24 protein-coding genes are annotated in these 21,655 nt (G+C 47.2%); 12 read left to right on the top strand and 12 right to left on the bottom strand.

Annotated elements, in window-relative coordinates; genetic code table 11:
• Positions 1-62 precede the first annotated feature (62 nt).
• Genes MDMS009_RS09555 through MDMS009_RS09545 form a run of 3 tightly spaced genes read left to right on the top strand, consistent with a single transcriptional unit; the run spans position 63 to position 3,811 of the window.
• Positions 63-1,094 (top strand): Fe(3+) ABC transporter substrate-binding protein, encoded by a 1,032-nt coding sequence (locus tag MDMS009_RS09555; protein WP_008291328.1) that lies wholly within the window; start codon positions 63-65, stop codon positions 1,092-1,094.
• 10 nt (positions 1,095-1,104) lie between these two features.
• Complete coding sequence (locus MDMS009_RS09550) at positions 1,105-2,757, top strand: ABC transporter permease (RefSeq protein ID WP_008291460.1); 1,653 nt, start codon at positions 1,105-1,107, stop codon at positions 2,755-2,757.
• A gap of 1 nt (position 2,758) precedes the next feature.
• Positions 2,759-3,811 carry an ABC transporter ATP-binding protein gene (locus tag MDMS009_RS09545; RefSeq protein ID WP_008291611.1) on the top strand — a complete coding sequence of 351 codons (1,053 nt, stop codon included), beginning with the start codon at positions 2,759-2,761 and terminating at the stop codon, positions 3,809-3,811.
• A 3-nt stretch (positions 3,812-3,814) separates the two neighbouring features.
• Here the strand turns inward: MDMS009_RS09545 and MDMS009_RS09540 are convergent, their stop codons facing one another.
• Complete coding sequence (locus tag MDMS009_RS09540) at positions 3,815-4,669, bottom strand: YicC/YloC family endoribonuclease (protein ID WP_008291269.1); 855 nt, start codon at positions 4,667-4,669, stop codon at positions 3,815-3,817.
• 124 nt (positions 4,670-4,793) lie between these two features.
• Here MDMS009_RS09540 and rph point away from each other — a divergent pair, with 124 nt between their 5' ends.
• The 6 genes from rph to MDMS009_RS09510 all read left to right on the top strand — a co-directional run bounded on the left by rph (position 4,794) and on the right by MDMS009_RS09510 (position 8,948).
• Positions 4,794-5,513 carry a ribonuclease PH gene (gene rph / locus MDMS009_RS09535; RefSeq protein WP_008291663.1) on the top strand — a complete coding sequence of 240 codons (720 nt, stop codon included), beginning with the start codon at positions 4,794-4,796 and terminating at the stop codon, positions 5,511-5,513.
• Complete coding sequence (gene rdgB / locus MDMS009_RS09530; protein ID WP_008291760.1) at positions 5,510-6,115, top strand: RdgB/HAM1 family non-canonical purine NTP pyrophosphatase; 606 nt, start codon at positions 5,510-5,512, stop codon at positions 6,113-6,115. Before rph ends, rdgB begins: the two co-directional genes overlap by 4 nt.
• A 71-nt stretch (positions 6,116-6,186) precedes the next feature.
• A complete protein-coding gene (locus MDMS009_RS09525) occupies positions 6,187-6,807 on the top strand; it encodes a hypothetical protein (RefSeq protein ID WP_008291462.1) in 621 nt (206 codons plus the stop codon).
• Positions 6,797-7,969 carry a radical SAM family heme chaperone HemW gene (gene hemW, locus MDMS009_RS09520; protein WP_008291612.1) on the top strand — a complete coding sequence of 391 codons (1,173 nt, stop codon included), beginning with the start codon at positions 6,797-6,799 and terminating at the stop codon, positions 7,967-7,969. The genes MDMS009_RS09525 and hemW overlap by 11 nt, the downstream gene beginning before the upstream one ends.
• Positions 7,970-8,003: 34 nt before the next feature.
• Positions 8,004-8,294 carry a hypothetical protein gene (locus tag MDMS009_RS09515; protein WP_052093946.1) on the top strand — a complete coding sequence of 97 codons (291 nt, stop codon included), beginning with the start codon at positions 8,004-8,006 and terminating at the stop codon, positions 8,292-8,294.
• Positions 8,295-8,948 carry an MOSC domain-containing protein gene (locus tag MDMS009_RS09510; protein WP_008291510.1) on the top strand — a complete coding sequence of 218 codons (654 nt, stop codon included), beginning with the start codon at positions 8,295-8,297 and terminating at the stop codon, positions 8,946-8,948.
• Here MDMS009_RS09510 and MDMS009_RS09505 read toward each other — a convergent pair.
• From MDMS009_RS09505 to alaC, 4 genes are read right to left on the bottom strand one after another with little or no spacing between them, the layout of a single operon-like run.
• Complete coding sequence (locus tag MDMS009_RS09505) at positions 8,939-9,457, bottom strand: hypothetical protein (RefSeq protein ID WP_036312394.1); 519 nt, start codon at positions 9,455-9,457, stop codon at positions 8,939-8,941. The genes MDMS009_RS09510 and MDMS009_RS09505 overlap by 10 nt on opposite strands.
• Positions 9,458-10,603 carry a threonine synthase gene (thrC, locus tag MDMS009_RS09500; protein WP_008291705.1) on the bottom strand — a complete coding sequence of 382 codons (1,146 nt, stop codon included), beginning with the start codon at positions 10,601-10,603 and terminating at the stop codon, positions 9,458-9,460.
• A 36-nt stretch (positions 10,604-10,639) separates the two neighbouring features.
• Positions 10,640-11,953, bottom strand: a complete 1,314-nt coding sequence (locus MDMS009_RS09495) for a homoserine dehydrogenase (RefSeq protein WP_008291607.1) — start codon at positions 11,951-11,953, stop codon at positions 10,640-10,642.
• Positions 11,954-11,961: 8 nt separating this feature from the next.
• Positions 11,962-13,140: an alanine transaminase gene (gene alaC, locus MDMS009_RS09490; RefSeq protein WP_081443616.1), complete on the bottom strand. Its 1,179-nt coding sequence runs from the start codon at positions 13,138-13,140 to the stop codon at positions 11,962-11,964.
• A 94-nt stretch (positions 13,141-13,234) separates the two neighbouring features.
• Here alaC and MDMS009_RS09485 point away from each other — a divergent pair, with 94 nt between their 5' ends.
• From MDMS009_RS09485 to MDMS009_RS09475, 3 genes are all read left to right on the top strand, one after another.
• On the top strand, positions 13,235-14,077 hold the full coding sequence (locus tag MDMS009_RS09485) for an HDOD domain-containing protein (protein WP_008291336.1): 843 nt from the start codon (positions 13,235-13,237) through the stop codon (positions 14,075-14,077).
• A 155-nt stretch (positions 14,078-14,232) separates the two neighbouring features.
• The gene (locus tag MDMS009_RS09480) at positions 14,233-14,766 is read left to right on the top strand and encodes an NlpC/P60 family protein (protein ID WP_052298161.1); all 534 of its coding nucleotides are present in this window, start codon (positions 14,233-14,235) and stop codon (positions 14,764-14,766) included.
• Between the two features lie 84 nt (positions 14,767-14,850).
• Positions 14,851-15,291, top strand: a complete 441-nt coding sequence (locus MDMS009_RS09475; RefSeq protein WP_237700511.1) for a DUF3617 domain-containing protein — start codon at positions 14,851-14,853, stop codon at positions 15,289-15,291.
• Positions 15,292-15,389: 98 nt separating this feature from the next.
• Here MDMS009_RS09475 and MDMS009_RS09470 read toward each other — a convergent pair whose 3' ends face one another.
• The 7 genes from MDMS009_RS09470 to surE form a co-directional block, all read right to left on the bottom strand.
• Complete coding sequence (locus tag MDMS009_RS09470; RefSeq protein ID WP_008291329.1) at positions 15,390-16,013, bottom strand: DUF1294 domain-containing protein; 624 nt, start codon at positions 16,011-16,013, stop codon at positions 15,390-15,392.
• A gap of 105 nt (positions 16,014-16,118) precedes the next feature.
• Complete coding sequence (lysS, locus tag MDMS009_RS09465) at positions 16,119-17,612, bottom strand: lysine--tRNA ligase (protein WP_008291477.1); 1,494 nt, start codon at positions 17,610-17,612, stop codon at positions 16,119-16,121.
• Positions 17,613-17,625: 13 nt separating this feature from the next.
• Positions 17,626-18,703 (bottom strand): peptide chain release factor 2 gene (prfB, locus tag MDMS009_RS09460; RefSeq protein ID WP_154647011.1). Its coding sequence is split into 2 segments (ribosomal slippage): positions 17,626-18,648 and positions 18,650-18,703, totalling 1,077 coding nucleotides; the frame shifts between segments, so codons are not numbered across the junction.
• 112 nt (positions 18,704-18,815) lie between these two features.
• A complete protein-coding gene (locus MDMS009_RS09455; RefSeq protein WP_008291223.1) occupies positions 18,816-19,622 on the bottom strand; it encodes a peptidoglycan DD-metalloendopeptidase family protein in 807 nt (268 codons plus the stop codon).
• A gap of 3 nt (positions 19,623-19,625) precedes the next feature.
• Entirely contained in the window at positions 19,626-20,201 is a 576-nt protein-coding gene (locus MDMS009_RS09450) for a YqaA family protein (protein ID WP_008291381.1), read from the bottom strand.
• Positions 20,201-20,860 carry a protein-L-isoaspartate(D-aspartate) O-methyltransferase gene (locus MDMS009_RS09445; RefSeq protein ID WP_008291679.1) on the bottom strand — a complete coding sequence of 220 codons (660 nt, stop codon included), beginning with the start codon at positions 20,858-20,860 and terminating at the stop codon, positions 20,201-20,203. Before MDMS009_RS09445 ends, MDMS009_RS09450 begins: the two co-directional genes overlap by 1 nt.
• A 1-nt stretch (position 20,861) precedes the next feature.
• The gene (gene surE / locus MDMS009_RS09440) at positions 20,862-21,608 is read right to left on the bottom strand and encodes a 5'/3'-nucleotidase SurE (RefSeq protein WP_008291233.1); all 747 of its coding nucleotides are present in this window, start codon (positions 21,606-21,608) and stop codon (positions 20,862-20,864) included.
• Between the last annotated feature and the right edge of the window lie 47 nt (positions 21,609-21,655).

The following is a 21,655-nucleotide window of genomic DNA, read 5'->3' as shown; positions in this document are numbered from 1 at the left end:
CCCCCCTTTTAAATAATAATAGATATCAATACTATTAACTTTTCCACCGTCAGGATAATTTCATGAAACCATTCAAATCGTTTTTTACCTTGATTCCAGCATTACTCGGTCTCGGCATGACACCGGGCATCAGTCAGGCTGCTGAAGAAGTGAATTTGTACTCTGCTCGCATGGAGTCGTTGATTAAGCCATTACTGAATCAGTTCACACAAGACACGGGTATCAAAGTGAATGTGGTCAGCGGCAAAGCAGATGAACTACTACAACGCTTAAAACTCGAAGGTCGTAATTCACCCGCCGATATGCTGCTGACGACAGACGCAGGGCGGTTACACCGCGCATTAGAAGCCGAGTTATTACAAACCGTCTCATCAGATATATTGAATGAGCGTGTACCATCCAGCTACCGTGATCCTGAAGGACATTGGTATGGCTTATCATTACGTGCCAGACCGATTATGTATGCGGTTGATCGGGTCAATCCAGAACAGTTATCGACCTACGAACAACTTGCCAGCGATGAGTGGGACAACAAAATTTGTATCCGCTCCTCCAGCAATATTTATAACCAGTCATTAGTGGCCTCGATGATCGCAGCTGATGGCGAAGATACAACACAAGCCTGGGCAGAAAATCTGGTCGCTAACTTCGCACGCCCGCCTCAAGGCGGTGACCGTGATCAAATCAAAGCCGTTGCAGCCGGTCAATGCGACATTGCTGTCGCCAATACCTATTACCTTGCTGGCATGCATTACAGCCAGGACGAAAGTGAACGTCAGGCCGCCGAAAAAGTCGCCGTATTTTGGCCTAACCAAGCAGACAGAGGGACACACATCAACATTTCCGGTGCAGCAGTCACAGCCGCTGCCAAAAATCGCGACAATGCGATTAAATTGCTGGAATTTTTGACATCTGATGCAGCACAGCGCTGGTATGGCATGGTTAATGGTGAATACCCTGTGCGTGAAGGCATTGAAATGAATGACACGTTAGCATCATGGGGTGAGTTCAAATCAGATGATCTGAATATGCGTCAGCTAGGCGAACTGAATGCCCAAGCCTTGCGCTTAATGGACAAAGCAGGATGGCGTTGATTTCAATCCTATGAGTTCAAATAGGTCTTACTTAGCGGCCAGAGTCAGTTTGTTGATTCTGGCTTTGCTATTAGCGTTACCGGTTATTGTCGTCAGCGCTCATGTCTTTTTGCCAGCGGATGATATTTGGCAGCACCTTACTGAAACGGTGTTAGCTGACTATATTAGCCAATCGCTCTGGCTCAGTCTGGGCGTCGCTGTTGGCACACTCGTGCTAGGCGTCAGTGCGGCGTGGTTAACCAGCATGTGTCAATTTCCTGGTCGTGGTGTTTTCGAGTGGGCTTTATTACTGCCAATGGCCATGCCTGCGTATATCATCGCCTACACTTACACCGGATTACTCGACTTTGCCGGCCCTGTGCAAACGCTGCTGCGTGAATGGATGGGATGGGGATATGGTGATTACTGGTTTCCACCGATTCGCTCCTTAGGCGGCGCTATCGTCATGTTGACGCTGGTTTTGTATCCCTATGTGTACCTGCTTAGCCGCGCGGCTTTTTTAAATCAATCTTTGTGTGTGTTGGATGTCAGTCGCACCTTGGGCAACACACCTTCCCAAACATTTTTCCGGGTGGCACTACCGCTGGCTCGTCCCGCCATTATTGCGGGGTTATCTTTGGCTCTAATGGAAACCTTAGCAGACTACGGCACAGTCAGTTATTTCGGCATTAGCACCTTCACAACGGGTATTTTCAGAACCTGGTTTGGCATGGGTAGCGCGGCGGCAGCGGCGCAATTGGCTGCTTTACTGATGGTGTTTGTGTTGGTACTCATCGTGATGGAAAAGTTGTCACGCCGCCAAGCCCAATATCATCACACTAGCCGTCATCATCAACAACTAAAACGGTTCCAACTCAGCACGAGCAAAGCCTGGTTGGCGTTTGCATTTTGTCTCACTGTTTTACTGGCCAGTTTTGTTATTCCGGCAGCACAATTATTGCAATGGACTTTGCTTGTCGCCGACTCGGTCATTGATGATGCCTTTATGACTCTAGTCTATAACTCACTGAAACTGGCAAGCTTGACCGCCTTGCTGGCGCTTTTTTTAGCATTGTTATTGAGTTACGGAAAACGCTTATTTGGCGGCGCCTTGGTGAGGTTTGCAGTGAGATTGGCAAGTATGGGGTATGCCATTCCGGGAGCGGTCATTGCTGTGGGTGTGATGATTCCCTTTGCTTGGCTCGACAACTCAATAGACAGTTGGTCGCGTACCAACCTGGATTTCTCCACCGGGCTCTTATTAAGCGGCACTTTAGTGGCTGTGATTTTTGCTTATTTAGTGCGTTTTTTAGCCGTGGCTATTCAAACTGTGGAAAGTGGTCTCGGTCAGGTGCGTTTGTCGATGGATGAAGCAGCGCGGTCTCTGGGCCATTCACCACTGGCGGTATTACGAAAAATACATATGCCCATGCTGCGTGGCAGTCTGCTAACAGCCTTATTACTGGTGTTTGTTGATGTATTAAAAGAGCTTCCGGCAACACTGATTTTACGCCCCTTCAACTTTAATACACTGGCCGTCAAAACCTTTGAGCTTGCCTCTGATGAGCGTTTAGCAGAAGCCGCTCCCACTGCTTTGGCTATTGTGGCGACAGGCTTACTTCCCGTCATTATCCTAAGTATTGCGATTACCCGCTCACGCCAGTTAGATTCAGACAAGGCATAACATGACCACTACCACTCCCCTTAAACTCAACAATGTCAGCGTCGGCTATCAGGGTACTCCCGTGCTGGAAAACGTCGACCTATCATTAAAACAAGGTGAGATTGCCAGCCTACTGGGGCCTTCCGGCTGCGGTAAGTCGTCTTTATTACGAGCCATTGCCGGTTTTGAACCTGTCATGCAAGGCTCGATCAGCATCAACCATCATCAGGTTGCAGCCAAAGGTTTTAGCTTACCCCCAGAACAACGCAAAACGGGCATGGTATTCCAAGACTTTGCCTTATTCCCACATTTGAATGTCAGAGACAATATTGGTTTTGGTTTGAGCAAGGCTTCTCGTAAAGAGAAGAAAAATCGTACCGATCAACTGCTCGACTTAATTGGCCTTAAATCAATTCAGTCTAACTATCCGCACCAATTGTCAGGTGGCCAACAACAGCGCGTTGCGTTAGCCAGAGCTATGGCACCACGGCCTGATATCCTGCTGTTGGATGAGCCTTTTTCAAGCATGGATACCGACATGCGAACCCAGCTCGCCCACGAAGTGGGTGATATGCTTAGACAAGATGGCATGACCGCCATATTGGTGACCCACGATCAACATGAAGCCTATGCCATGGCAGATCATATCGGGGTGATTGGTGAAGGCCGCTTGCACCAGTGGGGCAAACCGTACGATCTGTATCACCGCCCTGCCGATCGCTTTGTGGCCGACTTTATTGGTGAAGGCGTTTTTATTCCCGGCGAGCTGATTCGAACCGATCAGATTCAAACCGAGTTAGGCATGGTTAAAGGCAAAGTATCCTCTGCCATAAAATCGATAGGTCGCGTCGAATTACTGCTTCGTCCTGACGATATCATTCATGATGACAACAGCAAATTAAAAGCCGAAATCATCGCAAAAGACTTTCGTGGGCCGGTATACATCTACACATTACGGTTACAAAGTCAGCAGAAAATCCTGTGTCTGGTGCAAAGCCACCATGATCACAAAGTAGGCGAAAATTTGGGCATACGGCTAGATGCAGAACATTTAGCCGTGTTCCCAAGAATGTAAGTTTTATTCGATATTCTGGATCTGTTCACGCATTTGTTCGATCAAGACTTTCAAGTCCACGGAATATCGCGTGGTATCGGTATCAATCGATTTCGACCCCAAAGTATTCGCTTCACGATTCAGTTCCTGCATCAAGAAGTCTAACCGGCGACCAATCGGCTCATCTCGCTGAAGCACTGAATTTACTTCATTTACATGGCTTTGTAGACGATCTAACTCTTCGGCAACATCACTTTTCTGAGCTAACAGCACCATTTCCTGCTCAAGGCGCTCTGATTCAAGGTTAATCTGTAGTTCAGCAATACGATCTTGTAGTTTCTGACGATGGGTTTGAAGAATCTCCGGCATACGCTGGCGAACTTGCTCGGCAATATCATTGATTTGCTGACAACGCTGTTCAATCATGGTTTGCAGTGATGCGCCTTCACGTTTTCGGCTAGCCACCAGATCGGCCACAGCTTTTTCTAACGATTGCATAAGCAATGCATTTAAAGCGTCCTGATCTAAGCTTTGACTTTGAATCACGCCTTGCCATTGCAGCACTTTCATTAAGTCCAGTGGCGCATCATTCTCAGCACGGTTCGCCAACAGCTGATATTGATCAATTACGTTTTGCGCTAACGTCTCGTTGATTTCCAGCTTATCCTGTTGTTGTTCAGGCGCTTTGTATCGCAGAGAAACTTCAACCTTGCCGCGACTTAAGGTATCTGAAATCAGCTTGCGCATCGCCATTTCCATCGGTCTGAAGCTTTCTTCCAGACGAAACGCCACTTCCAGATATCGGTGATTAACCGAACGAATTTCCCAATTCAGGGTACCGAGTTCTGTCTGCTCCTCATGGCGGGCAAACGCTGTCATGCTTCGTGTCACTGAGTTTGATTCCAAATATAGTTTGAACAATCCTACATCTTACCCAAAAGCACCTGCGGCTGTCCTGCTTGGCAGGTATAATGTGGCAATTTGACTGAGGAAAGATCGAATTATGCGTCCTAGTGGTCGTCAAGCAAATGAATTAAGACAAGTAAGCATCACACGTAACTACACCAAACATGCCGAAGGTTCGGTTTTAGTCGAGTTTGGCGATACCAAGGTGTTGTGTACCGCCTCAGTTGAGGAGCGTATTCCGCCCTTTCTGAGAGGCTCTGGTGAAGGCTGGGTTACTGCTGAGTACGGCATGTTACCTCGCTCGACTGGTAGTCGTATGCAGCGTGAAGCGGCACGAGGTAAACAAGGTGGGCGTACGATGGAGATCCAACGCTTGATTGGTCGTTCTTTGCGTGCAGCCATTAACCTGAAAGCTTTGGGTGAACGCAGTATCACCATTGATTGTGATGTCATTCAAGCCGATGGCGGCACGCGCACAGCCTCGATTACCGGTGCCTTTGTTGCATTGCAAGATGCCATCAATCATCTGATTAAAACCAAGAAACTGAAAAAAAGCCCGCTATTTGGTCAGGTTGCTTCGGTTTCTGTCGGTATTTACAACGGCACGCCGGTACTCGATCTGGATTATGACGAAGACTCGTCCGCCGAAACTGACATGAATGTAGTCATGAACGATGCCGGGGCGTATATTGAATTACAGGGCACAGCAGAAGGTCATGCCTTCCGTGCTGATGAGCTGCAATCCATGCTGGATTTAGCCAGTCATGGTATTGAGCAACTGATGATCAAACAAAGGGATGCTTTGGCTGAATCATGAGCAACATCGTGCTGGCAAGTGGGAATAAAGGTAAGTTGCGCGAATTCGCGCAGCTGCTGGCCCCCTTGAACATTGAGATTGTACCGCAGTCCGAATTACACGTTGTAGAAGCCGAAGAAACCGGACTTAGCTTTGTTGAAAATGCCATTCTCAAAGCCCGCAACGCCTGTATGCAAACTGGTCTTCCAGCTATATCTGACGACTCCGGTATTGAAGTTGATGCCTTGCAAGGGGCACCAGGAATTTATTCATCTCGCTATGCCGGCCCTAACGCCAGTGATCAAGATAATATCGATACACTGTTGGCAGCCATTAAAGATGTGCCAGAAGCAGAACGCAGCGCCCGTTTCCAATGTGTGGTGGTGTATATGCGTCATGCCAAAGACCCTACGCCACTGATTTGTCAGGGCACCTGGCATGGTCAAATCATGCTGCAACCGTCAGGGGATGGCGGCTTTGGTTATGACCCTATATTCTTTGTCGCCGAAACAGAAACCAGCGCCGCCGAACTCAGCCCTGAACAGAAACATGCAGTGAGCCATCGGGGACAGGCTATGCGTCGTTTTATCGCCGAGTTTCAGTACGCACGTCACCTGCCTTGATAATCCATTCTAGGTTGTCATGCATGCTATTGCAGACGCGCACTTTGGGACTACTTTTTTTAGTCAGCCTTATGATTTCTGCCTGTAGCGTTAAGTCATATTCCGAGCAGGCCATCACGCCCATTCGTCTCGCAAGCAATCTGCATGAAACATGGGATCAAGCTCTGCACAACTTTATTGGTTTTCCAACCCCCACAGCCTTTTCTGTTTGCCACGATATGAGTTGCCACACTATCAGTGATGCGAGCCTTTCTAACACGCAGTGGCATGATGTATCCCGGTTATTTACCCCCACGGCTGAAAACGCCACCGTTGAAAGACAACAAATTCAGCATGCCATCGCCTTGCTGGAAACACTAGTTGGTGAACAGTTGGGTACTCATGCCGATAACGCAAAAAATCGTCTAGATGGCAGCCGAAACGGCCAACTCGACTGTATTGATGAAGCAACCAATACCAGTGTCTATCTGCGGCTATTAGAATCAGAGAATTTATTAACGTGGCATAAAACGGCACCACGCACATCACGGGGCCCGTTATCCGGTCAGGCACCACACAACACGGCGACCATTATCGATATCACTACTGATGAGCGTTATGCGGTTGATGCCTGGTTTAAAGCCAATGGAAAACCACCCGCCATTGTGGTGTTAACGGACTGGTATCAAGGCTGGCGCCCAGATGACAACTGATATGTTCAACTTTACGGCATTACCCCCGCTCAGCCTGTATATCCATGTGCCTTGGTGCGTGCGAAAATGCCCTTATTGTGACTTTAACTCCCATCACAGCCCACAAGAAATACCCGAAAAAGCCTATGTGGATGCTTTGCTGCGTGACTTGGAGCAAGAAGTCCCCCTGATTTGGGGGCGAACGGTGCAAACCATTTTTATCGGCGGCGGCACCCCCAGCTTATTTTCAGCTGAAGCCTATGATCGGCTGTTTTCAGGTCTTCGTGCCTTATTACCGTTGCACCATGATGCTGAAATTACGCTGGAAGCCAATCCGGGAACCTTAGAAGCAGGTCGTTTTAAAGAGTATCGAGCGCTGGGCATCAATCGTTTATCAATTGGCATTCAGAGTTTTAATGATGAAGCACTGACCAAACTGGGGCGTATCCATAACAGTAAACAGGCGATTAAAGCGGTAGAGGCAGCCCATGCTGCCGACTATGACAATTTCAATTTGGATTTAATGTTTGGCTTACCCGGGCAGGATGAAAACAAAGCAGCGGCTGATGTCGAAACCGCGATTGCGCTGCAGCCCGCGCATATATCCTATTATCAGCTGACTATAGAACCCAATACATTGTTTTATGCACAGCCGCCGACGCTGCCAGACGATGATCCTATCTACGATTGGCAACTGCAAAATCAGACACGTTTAGCTAAAGCCGGTTATATGCAATATGAAACCTCGGCTTACGCTCAGCAAGGGCGTCAATGCCGACATAATGTTAATTACTGGCAGTTTGGCGACTATATCGGCATTGGCGCCGGTGCCCATGGCAAAATAAGTAGTGCCGCGCCGCAGCAGATTGCGCGTCGGGTAAAGCAAAAGCAGCCTCAGGCGTTTATCGACACCGCTGGTAAAGATACCAGCTTGTTAGAACAGTCTCTCGTAGCAGAAGACGAAGTCGGTTTTGAATTTATGTTAAACGCGATGCGTTTGCTAGATGGCGTTGCCACACCATTATTTCAACAACATACCGGTGTGCCTATCTCAACTATTCGGGGGGCTATGCAGCGCGCAGAAGCCTTAGGCTTGGTCGAACATAGCATCAGTCGGATTCGTCCTACTGAAAAAGGGCAACGTTACCTCAACAGCCTGATTGAGCTATTTTTAACAGCGTAGTATCCTTAAATATAATCATTCAAGGAGAAAACCGATGCCGAAGATCAGCATGATAGTTACGGGAATAATGTTAGTGCTGTCGATGACTGCTGCTCAGGCAGAAGTGATCTCAATTGCCGACCCACGTTATGACGTGCCAAACAGCACGGCGGGTGTACTTCGTCCCACGCAAGGTATGAATATGTCTGTGGTCGAACAAAAATTCGGTCAGCCAACGCAGAAGTTTCCAGCGGTTGGTGAGCCTCCCATCACGCGGTGGCAATATGGCGAGTTTGACGTCTTTTTTGAATATGACAAAGTGATCCATTCTGTCATCAATCGCTAAGTGAAAGTACGCTCTGTCAATATCTCCCTGTCGAAACAGGTTCAATACAAAGATAAAAACATCGCGACAGGCATCTTCAAACAGCCTGTCAGCGGTCGTATCGCTGTTAATCAAGTTAACCTCGCCGGTGATCAGCAAGTTGATCTAGAAAACCATGGCGGCGAACATAAGGCCGTGTATGCTTTTGCCAGTGAACACTACCCTTTCTGGCAACATAAATTAGCGCTTGATGACTTAGCCTTTGGTCAGTTTGGTGAGAATCTGACCATTGATGGCCTTGATGAAAAACAGCTTTGCATCGGCGATCAGATTCAGGTTGGCCAAACTATTTTAGAAATTACACAGCCACGTGTACCCTGCTTTAAACTGGGAATGGCGTTTGGACTCGATACGATGCCTCGTTTATTTGTGGAAAATGCTGCGACTGGCATTTACTTTCGGGTCATTAAAACCGGTACCGTTGCAGCAGGCGATATGGTCACTCGTACCTTCAGACAACCCGAAAACGTCACCGTACACGCCTTATTCCGCGCCTACTTCGACAAACACCTGCTAATTGAAGAAAAAAAGGAAACGCTAAAAAAAGCGTTAGTCATCCACGCACTCTCAACGGAGTGGCGAGATAAGATTGAAGCTAGACTCAGTCAGTCTTGAGTCGGTTCGGTTTCAATACCGAGAAAGCGGCGTAGCGCCCATTTAGGCAGGGTGCCAACACGTGCGTGATGCAATGAATCGGACTCAATCACAATCAGCACCAATACACTGACCAGTGTCGGCAAAATACCTAAGCCACCAATCATCGCGTATACCGCTTCTTTCATCATGCCCAGATAGGTTTTTCCCAACCATCCCAGCGTTGACACGGTCACTAATAGCAACAACATCACAAAGAAGAATTTGCTCCAACGGCGAGCAACTTGCCAGTGTGCCCAAACAAACTCACTGTCTTCTCGTTTTACCTGACCGGAACGATAATAGGTATATGCCAGTGCCGCAAAGGAAAATAGCGGCACCAGCACCATGTACTGAATATAACTCGGGCCGAATGTCGCAATCGCGGTAAACACCAGAATGTGGTTACCAATCAGATTACTCAGGAAAATATCATGCGGTCGTTTCGCCGCAATCGTTTCCTGCTCAGTCGGCTCGGGTACAAGGCTCATCTAGCTAGCCATGTTATTCATAATCGCATCACGTACCGCATCCAGTTCCGCATTCACGGTGACAACCGAAGAAGTGCTTTGTTTAATCGCTGTGTCTGGATCTTTCAACCCGTGACCTGTCAGCGTACAAACAATCGTGCTGCCTTCAGGGATTTTACCTGATTGAATATCACGTAATGCGCCCGCTAAAGAAGTGGCAGAAGCCGGCTCACAGAACACCCCTTCTTTTTCTGCCAGCAACTTTTGTGCAGCCAGAATTTCTTCATCAGAACATTCATCAAACCAACCACCAGACTCTTCTTTCACCTGCCAGGCTTTATCCCAGCTTTGTGGGTGGCCAATACGAATCGCCGTCGCCACAGTCTCCGGATCATCAACCATATGACCACGCATAAACGGTGCACTTCCGGCAGCCTGATAGCCAATCATCTTGGGACGATTACCTACAATCGCACCACCAGCATATTTACACTTACCATTGCAGTATGCACAGGCATCGGTGACATGCTCACCTGAATCACAGGAATACTCACAGTAGCCAATCCAATGAGCCGTGATATTACCGGCATTACCAACTGGCAGGCAGTGATAATCAGGTGCACGACCCAGTTCTTCAACAATCTCAAATGCAGCTGTTTTCTGACCCTGCAGACGGTATGGGTTGATTGAGTTAACAATGGTAACGGGCGCATGTTCTGCCACGTCTTTCACCAATTGCATACCCTGGTCAAAGTTACCTTTGATTTGGATAACCGTTGCGCCATGCATCATAGCTTGCGCTAACTTACCTTGGGCAATTTTGCCATCAGGAATCAACACAAATGCAGCAATGCCAGCACGTGCAGCGTAGGCGGCCGCCGCAGCAGAAGTATTACCGGTAGAAGCACAAATAATAGCTTTACTACCTTCTTCAACCGCTTTTGTCACCGCCATGGTCATGCCACGGTCTTTAAAAGAACCAGTTGGATTCAGGCCTTCGTATTTGACATAAATATCGACATCCTTACCCAACTCTTTGGAAATATGGTTGAGCTTGATCAGGGGAGTGTTGCCTTCACCAAGACTGATCAGGCGGGTATCGTCATTGACCGGCAAACGATCGCGATAGCGTTCAATCAGTCCAGTGTAACGGGGTCGAAATGACATAATGCGTTTCCTCTAATATAAATTCTGTATTGGGCTTTAGCCGCCCAGTGATTCCATGCGAATTCGCATAATAGAATCCGGTACCGTATCCAATGCTTCAATTTGCGCTATAGCCTGATCCATATTCTTCTCGACCACAGCTTGCGTCAGCATGATGATAGGCACCATGCCTTCATGTTCTTCAGGTTGTTTTTGCAAGATGGCTTCAATATTAATGCCCTGCTCGCTGAGAATGCGGGTAATATCGGCCAACACGCCCGGCTTATCGAGAGTATGAATGCGCAGGTAATAAGACGTCACCACCTCTGACATTGACAGAATCGGAGTATCTTTCAATGCGTCAGGCTGGAATGCCAAATGGGGTACTCGATTTTCCGGATCGGTCGTCAAGGCACGTACGATATCAACGATATCCGCCACCACAGCCGATGCTGTCGCTTCAGAGCCTGCCCCAGCGCCATAGTACAAAGTCGGGCCTACCGCATCACCTTTTACGACAACAGCGTTCATCACACCGTTCACATTAGCGATGAGACGACGTTGTGGAATCAACGTTGGATGAACACGTAGCTCTACGCCTGATGCAGTTTTCTTGGCAATCCCCAAATGTTTAATGCGATAACCGAGTTCAGCAGCATTCTGAACATCTTCTTGCGAAATCTTGCTGATGCCTTCGGTGTAGCATTTATAAAACTGCAACGGGATACCAAATGCGATAGAAGCCATGATGGTCAGTTTGTGCGCAGCATCAATACCTTCAATATCAAAGGTCGGATCGGCTTCGGCATAACCTAAAGCCTGAGCTTCAGCTAATACATCAGCAAAATCACGGCCTTTTTCGCGCATCTCGGTCAAAATAAAGTTGCCAGTACCATTGATGATGCCTGCCAGCCATTCAATGCGATTTCCTGCCAAGCCTTCACGCATCGCTTTGATAATAGGAATACCACCAGCAACAGCCGCTTCAAACGCAATCGTCACGCCTTTTTGCTGAGCCAGCTCAAACAGCTCATTACCATGCATCGCAATCAACGCTTTGTTGGCTGTCACCACATGTTTGCCATTTTCAATCGCTTGCATCACTAAATCTTTGGCGACACCCGTGCCACCAATTAACTCAACAACGATTTGAATGTCGGGATCGTTAATGATCTCGAATGCATCTTCACTCAGCTCAATGGCAGAGGTATCACAGTTTTTAGGATTATCCAGATCGCGATCCGCTGCCCGTGAAATTTCAATATCACGGCCGGCACGACGACTGATTTCTCTCGAGTTCCGAGTCAATACATTGACGGTACCACTACCAACTGTACCCAGACCCAAAATTCCGATTTTTACTGATTGCACTCTGCCCCCTAAGGTTTTCTCATCATGTCACGGATCCCGCGGATCGCCTGACGTGTACGATGTTCATTTTCAATCAAGCCAAAGCGAACATACTCATCACCGTATTCACCAAAACCAATCCCCGGTGACACAGCAACTTTCGCTTCCTTGAGTAATTTTTTACTAAATTCCAGTGAACCCAATTCACGATATTTCTCTGGGATCTTGGCCCAGACAAACATAGTCGCTTTAGGTTTTTCAACAGCCCAGCCAATCGCGTTCAATCCTTCACATAACACATCACGACGGCTTTTATAGGTAGCGACGATTTCCTCGACGCACTCCTGAGGCCCATCAAGCGCGGTGATAGCCGCCACCTGAATCGGTGTAAACATGCCATAGTCAAGATACGACTTCATGCGTGCCAGGGCAGCAACTAAGGTCGGATTCCCCGACATAAAGCCAACCCGCCAGCCGGGCATATTATAAGTCTTAGATAAGGTATAAAACTCAACAGCGACTTCTTTTGCACCGGGTACTTGCAAAATCGAGGGAGCCTTATAATCATCAAAACAAATTTCACCGTATGCCAGATCGTGTACCACCCAAATTTGATGCTCTTTGGCAAAAGCAACAATGCGCTCAAAAAACTCAATATCCACGCATTGTGTAGTTGGGTTGCCGGGGAAATTCAACACCAGCATTTTCGGTTTTGGCCACGAATCTTTAACTGACTTTTCCAGTTCCGCAAAGAAATCAACATCGGGCGTCAGCGGCACATGACGAATATCGGCACCCGCTATAACAAAGCCATACGGATGAATTGGATAAGCAGGATTGGGGACAAGTACCGCGTCACCTGGTCCTACTGTCGCGAGCGCCAAATGCGCTAAGCCTTCTTTGGAACCGATAGTAACAATGCATTCGCTATCCGGATCCAGTTCGACATCAAACTTACGTTTGTACCAGTCACTGCAGGCTTTACGTAAGCGCGGAATCCCCTTTGATACCGAGTACCGATGTGTATCGGGACGTTGTGCGGCTTCGACCAGTTTGTCTACAATATGGGCGGGCGCGGGTTTGTCCGGATTACCCATTCCAAAGTCGATAATATCCTCACCCCGCGCACGTGCTTTTGCTTTCAAATCATTTACAATGTTGAAAACATATGGCGGAAGACGTTTAATTCTAGGAAACTCGTCGTTCAACTGAATACCTGCGATAAGCTAAAACTGTCGGCAAACAAAGCAAAATAACTGAAATTCATCAACACATCAAATTCATTTACAAGAAGCGATCTACATGAGCGAACAAGACATATTTTACAACAACATCCTTGACGATCTAGAAAGTGGCGCACTTGTCTTGCCCACGCTTCCCGAAGTTGCCTTGCAAGTCCGTGAAGTTGTCGACGATCCTAATGCCACAGCAGCACAACTTGCCGATATAATTGTGACTGACGCTGCACTCTCTGCACGACTTCTAAAAGTAGCTAATAGCCCACTTTATCGAGGTCGTGTTCCGATTGAGAGCATACAAATGGCTGTATCTCGCCTCGGACTTTCAATGGTTCGAAATTTGGTTACCAGTCTGGTGATGGAGCAAATGTTCCAAGCGACCACCAGTCGTCTTGATAAACGCCTACGTGAACTCTGGGAACACACCACCAAAGTCGCAGCTACCTCACAGGTGCTTGCCAGTAAAATATCCGGCATCAAAACCGATGAAGCGATGTTGGCTGGTCTTATTCATGCCATCGGCATCTTGCCGATCTTAATGAAAGCAGACGAAGATGGTGATCTTATCAGAGACGACCGCAAACTGGATCAAATTATTGACAATCTCTATCCCAAACTGGGCGCGACCATTCTCAAAAAATGGGAATTCTCACCTGAGCTTATTGAAGTTGCTGCTGAACACAAAAACCTCAATCGTAATACATCAGATGTGCCTGCCGATTTGGTCGATGTTGTCCAAGTAGCGGTATTACAAAGTTACAACGGTACTGATAAGGCGGTAGATCCGGTCACACTCAACAATATCATCTCATTTAAAAAAGTGGGTGCCGATACTGGCTTTAGTATTGAAGAACTGGATGAAGACAGCGAGGAATACCAAGAAGCCTTGGCACTGTTCAATATGTAAGCAACAAGGGGACGGCTTGTCAGTCCCCTTTCTTTTAAACATGTATTTTGTGACTCACTCTCGCTCATCTGTGACCAAGCCCGTATTCTTTTGTTTGGGAACGTTGTAATGTGAATACTATTCTAAACAGTTTATAAAACGCCCCAAGATAAGCAATGAACGTCATACGCCATCTACATTTACTGAACCATCGCATGCCATCGTGGCTGTTGATGTTGTCTGCCATTATGTTTGTAGCTGGTTGTCAGACAAGCCCTAAAATCAGTACATCGCCTGAATTTGAGACAACCCAACACCATACATTATCTAGATTGTCTGAGACGCAAGCCTTAGAAAAACTGTATCAACAACATGCTACTTGGCAAGGAACACCCTACCGCTTAGGTGGTAATAGTCGTTCCGGTATCGATTGCTCTGCATTTGTGCAAACAACGTTTGATGATGTATTCAATACCAAGCTTCCTCGCACAACCAACCAGCAGATTCGCATCGGGGAAAAAGTAGGTCGTTCTGATCTACAAGCTGGTGATCTTGTATTCTTTCGCAATGGGCGTCATGTGGGTATTTATCTCGAAGATGATCGCTTCTTACACGCATCAACGCGGCTTGGGGTCACCATCTCCAGAATGGATAATGTTTACTGGTCGCGTTATTACTGGCGCTCTATTCGCATCCAAACCGCGCCCTAGAACAATCACTACAGAGTGTCCAAGCAAATAGGCACTATGTGCCATAATGATGCATATTCAAGCATTCGCTCAGGAGACCCCGCCGTGCCTCGACTTACTTTTTTATTCAGCCTTCTGCTTAGCAGTTTGATGGCTGTAACACCTGTTTTAGCTGAAACACCTAATCTGAAGCCTGGGCTATGGTCATACACCACTACGACCACGCTTGATGGCCCTATGAAGCTGACACCCAAAACCGCCAATAATAAAGAATGTCTGACCCAACAGCAGATCAACAAAGGTATTGATATGTTGGATATTCCAGAGCAGTGCGCAGTACTGAAAGCAGATGTATTTCGGGATAGCTCTGACTTTGCCTTGAGTTGCAATATGCAAGGCATCAAAACCCTATTTAAGGGCAATGCCGCTTTTCATGGTGAGCATATGAATGGCGAAATGGATGGGGAGATGAATACGCCGCTGGGTCTTATGGTGATGAAGATGAACTTTGTGTCCAAACGGGTTGGGGAATGTCCTGCATCTTAAGCTTTTAGGCAAGGCTGATTGAATATTACTGTCGACACGTTAGATTCTTAGCTGCCGCTAGGCGTTCATTTATTTTGCATGCCCAAAATAAAGGCAGCTTAGAATTGGAAGTTTATAAACTCATTTAGCACCAATAATCCGTCTGGTGTTGATATCCACGCCAACATCACTAAGTTTACGATAACCGTTACAAAAAAAACGACTCGGAAACCTGTCTTCTTGGATTTGTGCCGAAAGATCGCTTGTGCAGATAGTGCACCCGGCCAGCCTCCAAGCAATGCTAATAAGTGCAAGGTACTCTCAGGCGTTCGCCAATCACCATTTTTGGCGGCTGACTTATCTTTCAGATAAGTAAGCAAAGTGATGAAGCTCAGTGACAGGTATAAGAAAAGGATTGATACAGGTAACTCACCGGCCAACACATAAACGCCAAGACCGATGAGAAATAGTGATGAAATGAGGATTGCGAGAAAACCACTTCGCTGCTTCTTTTTGCTTTTTAGTTTCTCACCATCATAAGTAGCGTCGATAGCACATAGTCGGTTTTGCTTATCTTTAGACAGCGTGTAGGCGATAGTCTCACCGAGCTTAGGTACTCGGCCTCTACTCTGAACCGACTTAATATGAAGAAAGATATCCTTTCCACCAGACTCAGGGATGATAAAGCCGTAGCCTTTCCCTTCATTCCAAGTCTTTATTTTTCCTTTTCTTCTCACCGCCATTCGTCATCCTTGACTAACTCTCTCTTTGAGAAAGACTGAATTAAAAAGAGATAAGAGATTGGCAAGAATACGTTCCTGCCAATCTTTTCAAGCTTTTCTATAAACTTATTCTGGTCTCATATGCGGGAACAACAACACATCCCGAATCGATGGTGAATCAGTTAACAGCATAACTAAACGATCAATACCAATACCTTCACCTGCTGTTGGCGGCATGCCATATTCTAGGGCACGGATGTAATCAGCATCATAGTGCATGGCTTCGTCATCACCGGCGTCTTTTTCTTCAACCTGAGCTTGGAAGCGTTCCGCTTGATCTTCTGCATCATTAAGCTCTGAGAAACCATTGGCGATTTCACGTCCACCAACAAAAAATTCAAAACGGTCGGTCACAAATGGATCGTTATCTGAGCGGCGAGCCAACGGTGAAACTTCAGTTGGATACGCCGTAATAAAGGTTGGATCCATCAAACGATGTTCAACGGTTTTCTCAAAGATTTCGATTTGGACTTTACCCAATCCGTAGCTATCTTTTACTGGAATTTCGAGGCTTGCAGCAATCTCGCGAGCTGCTTCCAGTGTATTGAGCTGTTCTGCTTTGATATCCGGGTTAAAGTGCAAAATCGATTCTGTCACCGTCATCCGAGTAAAGGGTTGTGCAAAATCGATATCCAGCCCTTGGTAATGTACTTTGGATGTGCCGAGCACATCTTGCGTCACGGTGCGCAACATTGCTTCTGTCAGATCCATGAGTTCATGATGATCAGCATAGGCCTGATAAAACTCAACCATCGTGAACTCTGGGTTATGACGTGTTGATAAGCCCTCATTGCGGAAGTTACGGTTAATTTCGAATACACGCTCGAAACCACCCACAATCAGACGTTTTAGATACAGTTCCGGCGCGATACGCAGAAATAAGTCCATATCCAGTGAGTTGTGATAGGTCGTGAATGGTCGCGCTGTGGCACCACCTGGAATCGCTTGCATCATCGGCGTTTCCACTTCCAAATAACCCTTATCCATCAAAAAGCGACGCACGCCATCAATGATTTTAGTACGCAGACGGAATGTCTCACGACTGGCTTCGTTCATGATGAGATCAACATAACGTTGGCGATAACGTGTTTCCTGATCCGACAAGCCATGGAATTTTTCAGGCAATGGACGCAATGATTTCGTCAGCAGGCGAATATCATCCACCAATACCGATAATTCACCTTTCTGGGTACGGAACATAACCCCTTCTGCCGCAATAATATCGCCCATGTCCCAACGCTTGAATTGCGCATAAACACCTTCCGGCAAATCATCACGTTTAACATAGAGCTGCATATCACCAGACATATCTCGCAGATTGGCAAAGCTCGCTTTACCCATCACTCGCTTGGTCATCAAGCGTCCAGCAATTTTCACTCGACGCGTTGATGCTTTGAGATCGTCAGCGGAAGTGTGTTCATATTCAGCTGTCAACTCGGCGTTCATCACGTTACGACGGAAATCGTTAGGGAATGCATTGCCTTGCTCACGTAACTCGGTGAGTTTTTCGCGGCGTTGTGCGATCAGTCTGTTTTCGTCCAGTTCGGTTTCGTTAGTCATTGATGTTTCCAGCTTATAGTCCTGATTTCAGCGAAGCTTCGATAAATTGATCTAAATCCCCATCGAGCACGGCTTGAGTATTACCTGTTTCAACCCCGGTACGCAGATCTTTAATACGTGATTGGTCGAGTACATAAGAGCGGATCTGACTGCCCCAGCCAATGTCAGATTTCGATTCTTCTGCGGCCTGTTTGACTTCGTTTTGTTTTTGCAATTCCAGTTCGTACAACTTAGCGCGTAACTGGTTCATCGCCTGATCTTTATTTTTGTGCTGCGACCGCTCGTTTTGACACTGCACCACAATATTAGTTGGTTCGTGTGTAATACGAATCGCTGAGTCAGTGGTATTAACATGCTGACCACCAGCCCCACTGGCACGGTATGTATCAACCCTTAAATCAGCCGGATTAATATCAATTTCAATGGTGTCGTCAACTTCTGGATAAACAAAGATTGAAGCAAATGAGGTATGGCGTCTGGCACCTGAGTCAAAGGGTGATTTACGTACCAACCGATGTACACCGGTTTCTGTTCGCAACATACCAAAGGCATATTCACCTTCCATTCGAATCGTCGCACTCTTGATGCCTGCCACCTCACCGGCTGAAACTTCCATCAGCTCAACTTTGTAGTCTTGAGACTCTCCCCAACGCAGGTACATACGCAGCAAGATATTTGCCCAGTCCTGCGCTTCTGTACCGCCCGACCCTGATTGAATATCGATATAAGCAGAGTTTTTATCCAGCTTGCCAGAAAACATACGTTGGAACTCAAGCTTTTCCAACCCTTTTTCAAGCTCATCAAGATCGGCCGTAATAGCATCAAATGTTTCTTGATCGTTTTCTTCTACAGCTAGCTCAAGTAAGTCTTTGGCATCTTCCAGCGTATCGCGGTGACTGGATAAGGTCGTGACAATCTTTTCCAGACTGGCGCGTTCTTGTCCCAGCTTTTGAGCACGATCCGGATCATCCCAGACGCTGGGAGACTCCAACTCGCGTGTTACTTCGACTAATTGTTCCGCTTTGTCATCGTAGTCAAAGATACCCCCTGAGATCGTCACTGCGATCGCGAAGGTCTTTAATACGTTGCATTGTTGCGCCTAGTTCCAAGGGTAACCTCTGAATCTGTAGTTAAACTTCCCGGATCGATGCCCGGCAAAACGTTATATTGTAGCTGATTTAATCAGAGTATTGTTTGTCTGGCTTAGCGCTTAGGCAGGAAACGCATCGGATCAATCGGCTTGCCATTGCGGCGAATTTCAAAGTGCAATTGATCTCGTTGTGTCCCCGTACGGCCCATCAACGCTATTTTCTGTCCCGCTGTGACAATTTCGCCTTCTTTCACCAGCAATTTATCACTGTGTGCATACGCACTCAGATAAACGTCATTATGTTTAATGATCAATAAGTTGCCATATCTCGGCAGGCCGCTACCACTGTAAACCACCTTGCCCGAAGCCGCGGCATTAATCTGCTGACCTGCTCTTCCCGCGATATCAATGCCTTTACGACCCGGACTGCTATTAGAGTAGGTCGACACGATATTACCTTCGGTTGGCCATCGCCATTGTAAATTCTGACTCCCCGTAAATGGCTGTGCGCTTGAAATTGGTGATGGGGCTGACGCGCTTTTAGCTGTCGTTGGCTTAGTTGCTACTTGTGACTTCGGTTTCGGAACAGGCGCAGGCGGTTTCGTATAAGTCGGTTGGGTTGGATTGCGTGTGGAGGTTTGCTTTCGTGTGCTGTTATTGGCTTTAAAACGTAACCTTTGCCCGACATAGATGGTGTAAGGCGAACGGATGCTATTGATACGTGCGACATCTTTGTAATCCATACCATAACGCCAGCTGATGGAATAAAGCGTGTCACCTCGTTGAACGGTGTAAAAATTTGGTGGCGTCGATATTTTCCGTTTAGAGCTATCATAGGATCCAACTGGTGCTACAGCTCTACCGCCACCACCGCAGGCGGTCAGGGTTGTAATCAGCAGTAACAGCAGAATCCATTTCATATGTTATTTAAATATCAAATAGCCCGTCACCAAAATCAATACTGTCAACCAGCCAATACGATCAATCCATTGATGCAAACTTGCTTCCAATCTTGGCCCACCTAAACGCATCAACCCTGCCACCAAGAAAAAACGCATTCCGCGTCCAATCAAAGAGCCCACCACAAAAGGTAATAAAAGCATATTGGCAGCCCCGGCGGCAATAGTAAAAATTTTATAGGGAATAGGCGTGAAGCCTGCAATCAAAACTGCCCAAAATCCCCACTGCTCAAACCACATTGCTGCCTGCTCATAGGCTGGCATATAGCCAAGCGACATCAACCAAGGTTGCGCCATGTGAAAGGCAAATAAACCAATTGCGTAGCCAAGTAAGCCACCTAAAACGGATGTGATCGTGGTCAGACTGGCATAAAACCATGCACGTTCGGGTTTCGCCAAGGTCATCGGTGCCAGCATGACATCTGGTGGAATCAAAAAACACGATGACTCGGTAAAACTCACCAATGCTAACCAGTAGCTGGCATATCGATGTCTTGCCCAACGCATTGTTTGGACATACAAGCCAGAAAAAAGCCGCATCAGATCTGACCGCTTAACAACGGTACAAAGCTCACCGGATCGAGTTCTGTTTCTTCAAACGTATCACCCACGCGATCGATAACTCGTAACGATTGCCCCGCACTACCTCCGACTGGAATCACTAATCGACCACCCGGTGCAAGCTGACGCAATAACTCCTGAGGCACTTGTTCGGGGGCACAGGTGACGATAATCCCATCATAAGGTGCATACCATTCCCAGCCCCAATTGCCATCGCTGTGCTTGAGTCGGATATTATTTAATTTCAGCTGATAAAACCGTTCACGTGCTTGATTCTGCAATGGTGAAATACGCTCGACACTGAAGACTCTGTCTACCAGTTTAGACAACACAGCCGTCTGATAGCCGGAACCGGTTCCCACTTCCATGACTTTTTCTCGTGGGCCACCTTCCAGCAATATTTCTGTCATCTTAGCAACGATATAAGGCTGTGAAATCGTCTGACCATGCCCAATGGGTAAAGCAGTATCTTCATAAGCGCGACTGGCTAGTGCTTCATCCACAAACAAATGTCGCGGCATTTCGCGAATAACGGTCAGTACATCCTGACTTTCAATGCCACGTTCCTGCAAACGCGCGACCAAACGATCACGTGTTCGCTGCGAGGTCATGCCTATGCCACGAAGATCGGTATTCATATCAATGATCTTTTAGCCAAGCGGCCACCCCATCGATAGCATCATAACGAGTCAGATCAATTTGTAATGGCGTGACTGATACCGCACCGCGACGAATGGCGTCAAAGTCAGTCCCCGGACCGGCATCTTCTTCACTCCCAGCAGGCCCAATCCAATACATTGGACGGCCACGTGGATCGAACTCTTTAATCACCGGTTCGGCTTTATGACGATGCCCCAGACGAGTACTTTCAATACCTGTGATCTGATCAATAGGCAAATCGGGCACATTCACATTCAAAATCGTATCTGCGGGTAAGGCGGAATCTTTCAATCTTGCGACCAGCTTTTGGGCAACCCAAGCAGCCGTTTTATAATGTGTACCGGTGTGTGAGGCTAAGGAAATCGCAATGGCGGGTAAACCAAGAAAGCGCCCTTCCATTGCCGCAGCAACGGTACCAGAATAGAGCACATCATCGCCCAAATTAGCACCTGCATTGATGCCTGAAACAACCATATCTGGTTCCTCATCAAGCAAGCCGGTGATGGCTAAATGCACACAATCTGTTGGCGTGCCTTCTACGCGGTAAACACCATCTTCTTGTTTATCAAGACGAAGCGGATTTTCTAAGGTCAATGAATTACTGGCGCCGCTGCGGTTTCTGTCTGGCGCCACCACTGTAATATCGCCAAACGTTTTTAGTGCATCGGCAAGGGTACGAATGCCCTGTGCCATATAACCATCGTCATTACTTATCAGGATTTTCATCAGAGTTAGCTAGCCTGCTTTTTTGCTTTTAAATACGCGCCCATATC

This window comes from Methylophaga thiooxydans DMS010 (genome assembly GCF_000156355.1).
In the GTDB taxonomy this organism is placed as follows: Bacteria; Pseudomonadota; Gammaproteobacteria; order Nitrosococcales; family Methylophagaceae; genus Methylophaga; species Methylophaga thiooxydans.
Note: the sequence above shows the minus strand (reverse complement) of the source record. Positions and strands in the feature narration are given on the sequence as shown.

Coding starts and splice junctions, on each gene's coding strand:
- rph (WP_008291663.1), top strand. CDS start 4,794: ATGCGTCCTAGTGGTCGTCAAGCAAATGAATTAAGACAAGTAAGCATC.
- MDMS009_RS09550 (WP_008291460.1), top strand. CDS start 1,105: ATGAGTTCAAATAGGTCTTACTTAGCGGCCAGAGTCAGTTTGTTGATT.
- MDMS009_RS09485 (WP_008291336.1), top strand. CDS start 13,235: ATGAGCGAACAAGACATATTTTACAACAACATCCTTGACGATCTAGAA.
- MDMS009_RS09515 (WP_052093946.1), top strand. CDS start 8,004: ATGCCGAAGATCAGCATGATAGTTACGGGAATAATGTTAGTGCTGTCG.
- lysS (WP_008291477.1), bottom strand. CDS start 17,612: ATGACTAACGAAACCGAACTGGACGAAAACAGACTGATCGCACAACGC.
- MDMS009_RS09455 (WP_008291223.1), bottom strand. CDS start 19,622: ATGAAATGGATTCTGCTGTTACTGCTGATTACAACCCTGACCGCCTGC.
- MDMS009_RS09450 (WP_008291381.1), bottom strand. CDS start 20,201: ATGCGGCTTTTTTCTGGCTTGTATGTCCAAACAATGCGTTGGGCAAGA.
- rdgB (WP_008291760.1), top strand. CDS start 5,510: ATGAGCAACATCGTGCTGGCAAGTGGGAATAAAGGTAAGTTGCGCGAA.
- MDMS009_RS09525 (WP_008291462.1), top strand. CDS start 6,187: ATGATTTCTGCCTGTAGCGTTAAGTCATATTCCGAGCAGGCCATCACG.
- MDMS009_RS09540 (WP_008291269.1), bottom strand. CDS start 4,669: ATGACAGCGTTTGCCCGCCATGAGGAGCAGACAGAACTCGGTACCCTG.
- MDMS009_RS09545 (WP_008291611.1), top strand. CDS start 2,759: ATGACCACTACCACTCCCCTTAAACTCAACAATGTCAGCGTCGGCTAT.
- hemW (WP_008291612.1), top strand. CDS start 6,797: ATGACAACTGATATGTTCAACTTTACGGCATTACCCCCGCTCAGCCTG.
- MDMS009_RS09480 (WP_052298161.1), top strand. CDS start 14,233: ATGAACGTCATACGCCATCTACATTTACTGAACCATCGCATGCCATCG.
- surE (WP_008291233.1), bottom strand. CDS start 21,608: ATGAAAATCCTGATAAGTAATGACGATGGTTATATGGCACAGGGCATT.
- thrC (WP_008291705.1), bottom strand. CDS start 10,603: ATGTCATTTCGACCCCGTTACACTGGACTGATTGAACGCTATCGCGAT.
- MDMS009_RS09505 (WP_036312394.1), bottom strand. CDS start 9,457: ATGAGCCTTGTACCCGAGCCGACTGAGCAGGAAACGATTGCGGCGAAA.
- MDMS009_RS09445 (WP_008291679.1), bottom strand. CDS start 20,860: ATGAATACCGATCTTCGTGGCATAGGCATGACCTCGCAGCGAACACGT.
- MDMS009_RS09470 (WP_008291329.1), bottom strand. CDS start 16,013: ATGGCGGTGAGAAGAAAAGGAAAAATAAAGACTTGGAATGAAGGGAAA.
- MDMS009_RS09555 (WP_008291328.1), top strand. CDS start 63: ATGAAACCATTCAAATCGTTTTTTACCTTGATTCCAGCATTACTCGGT.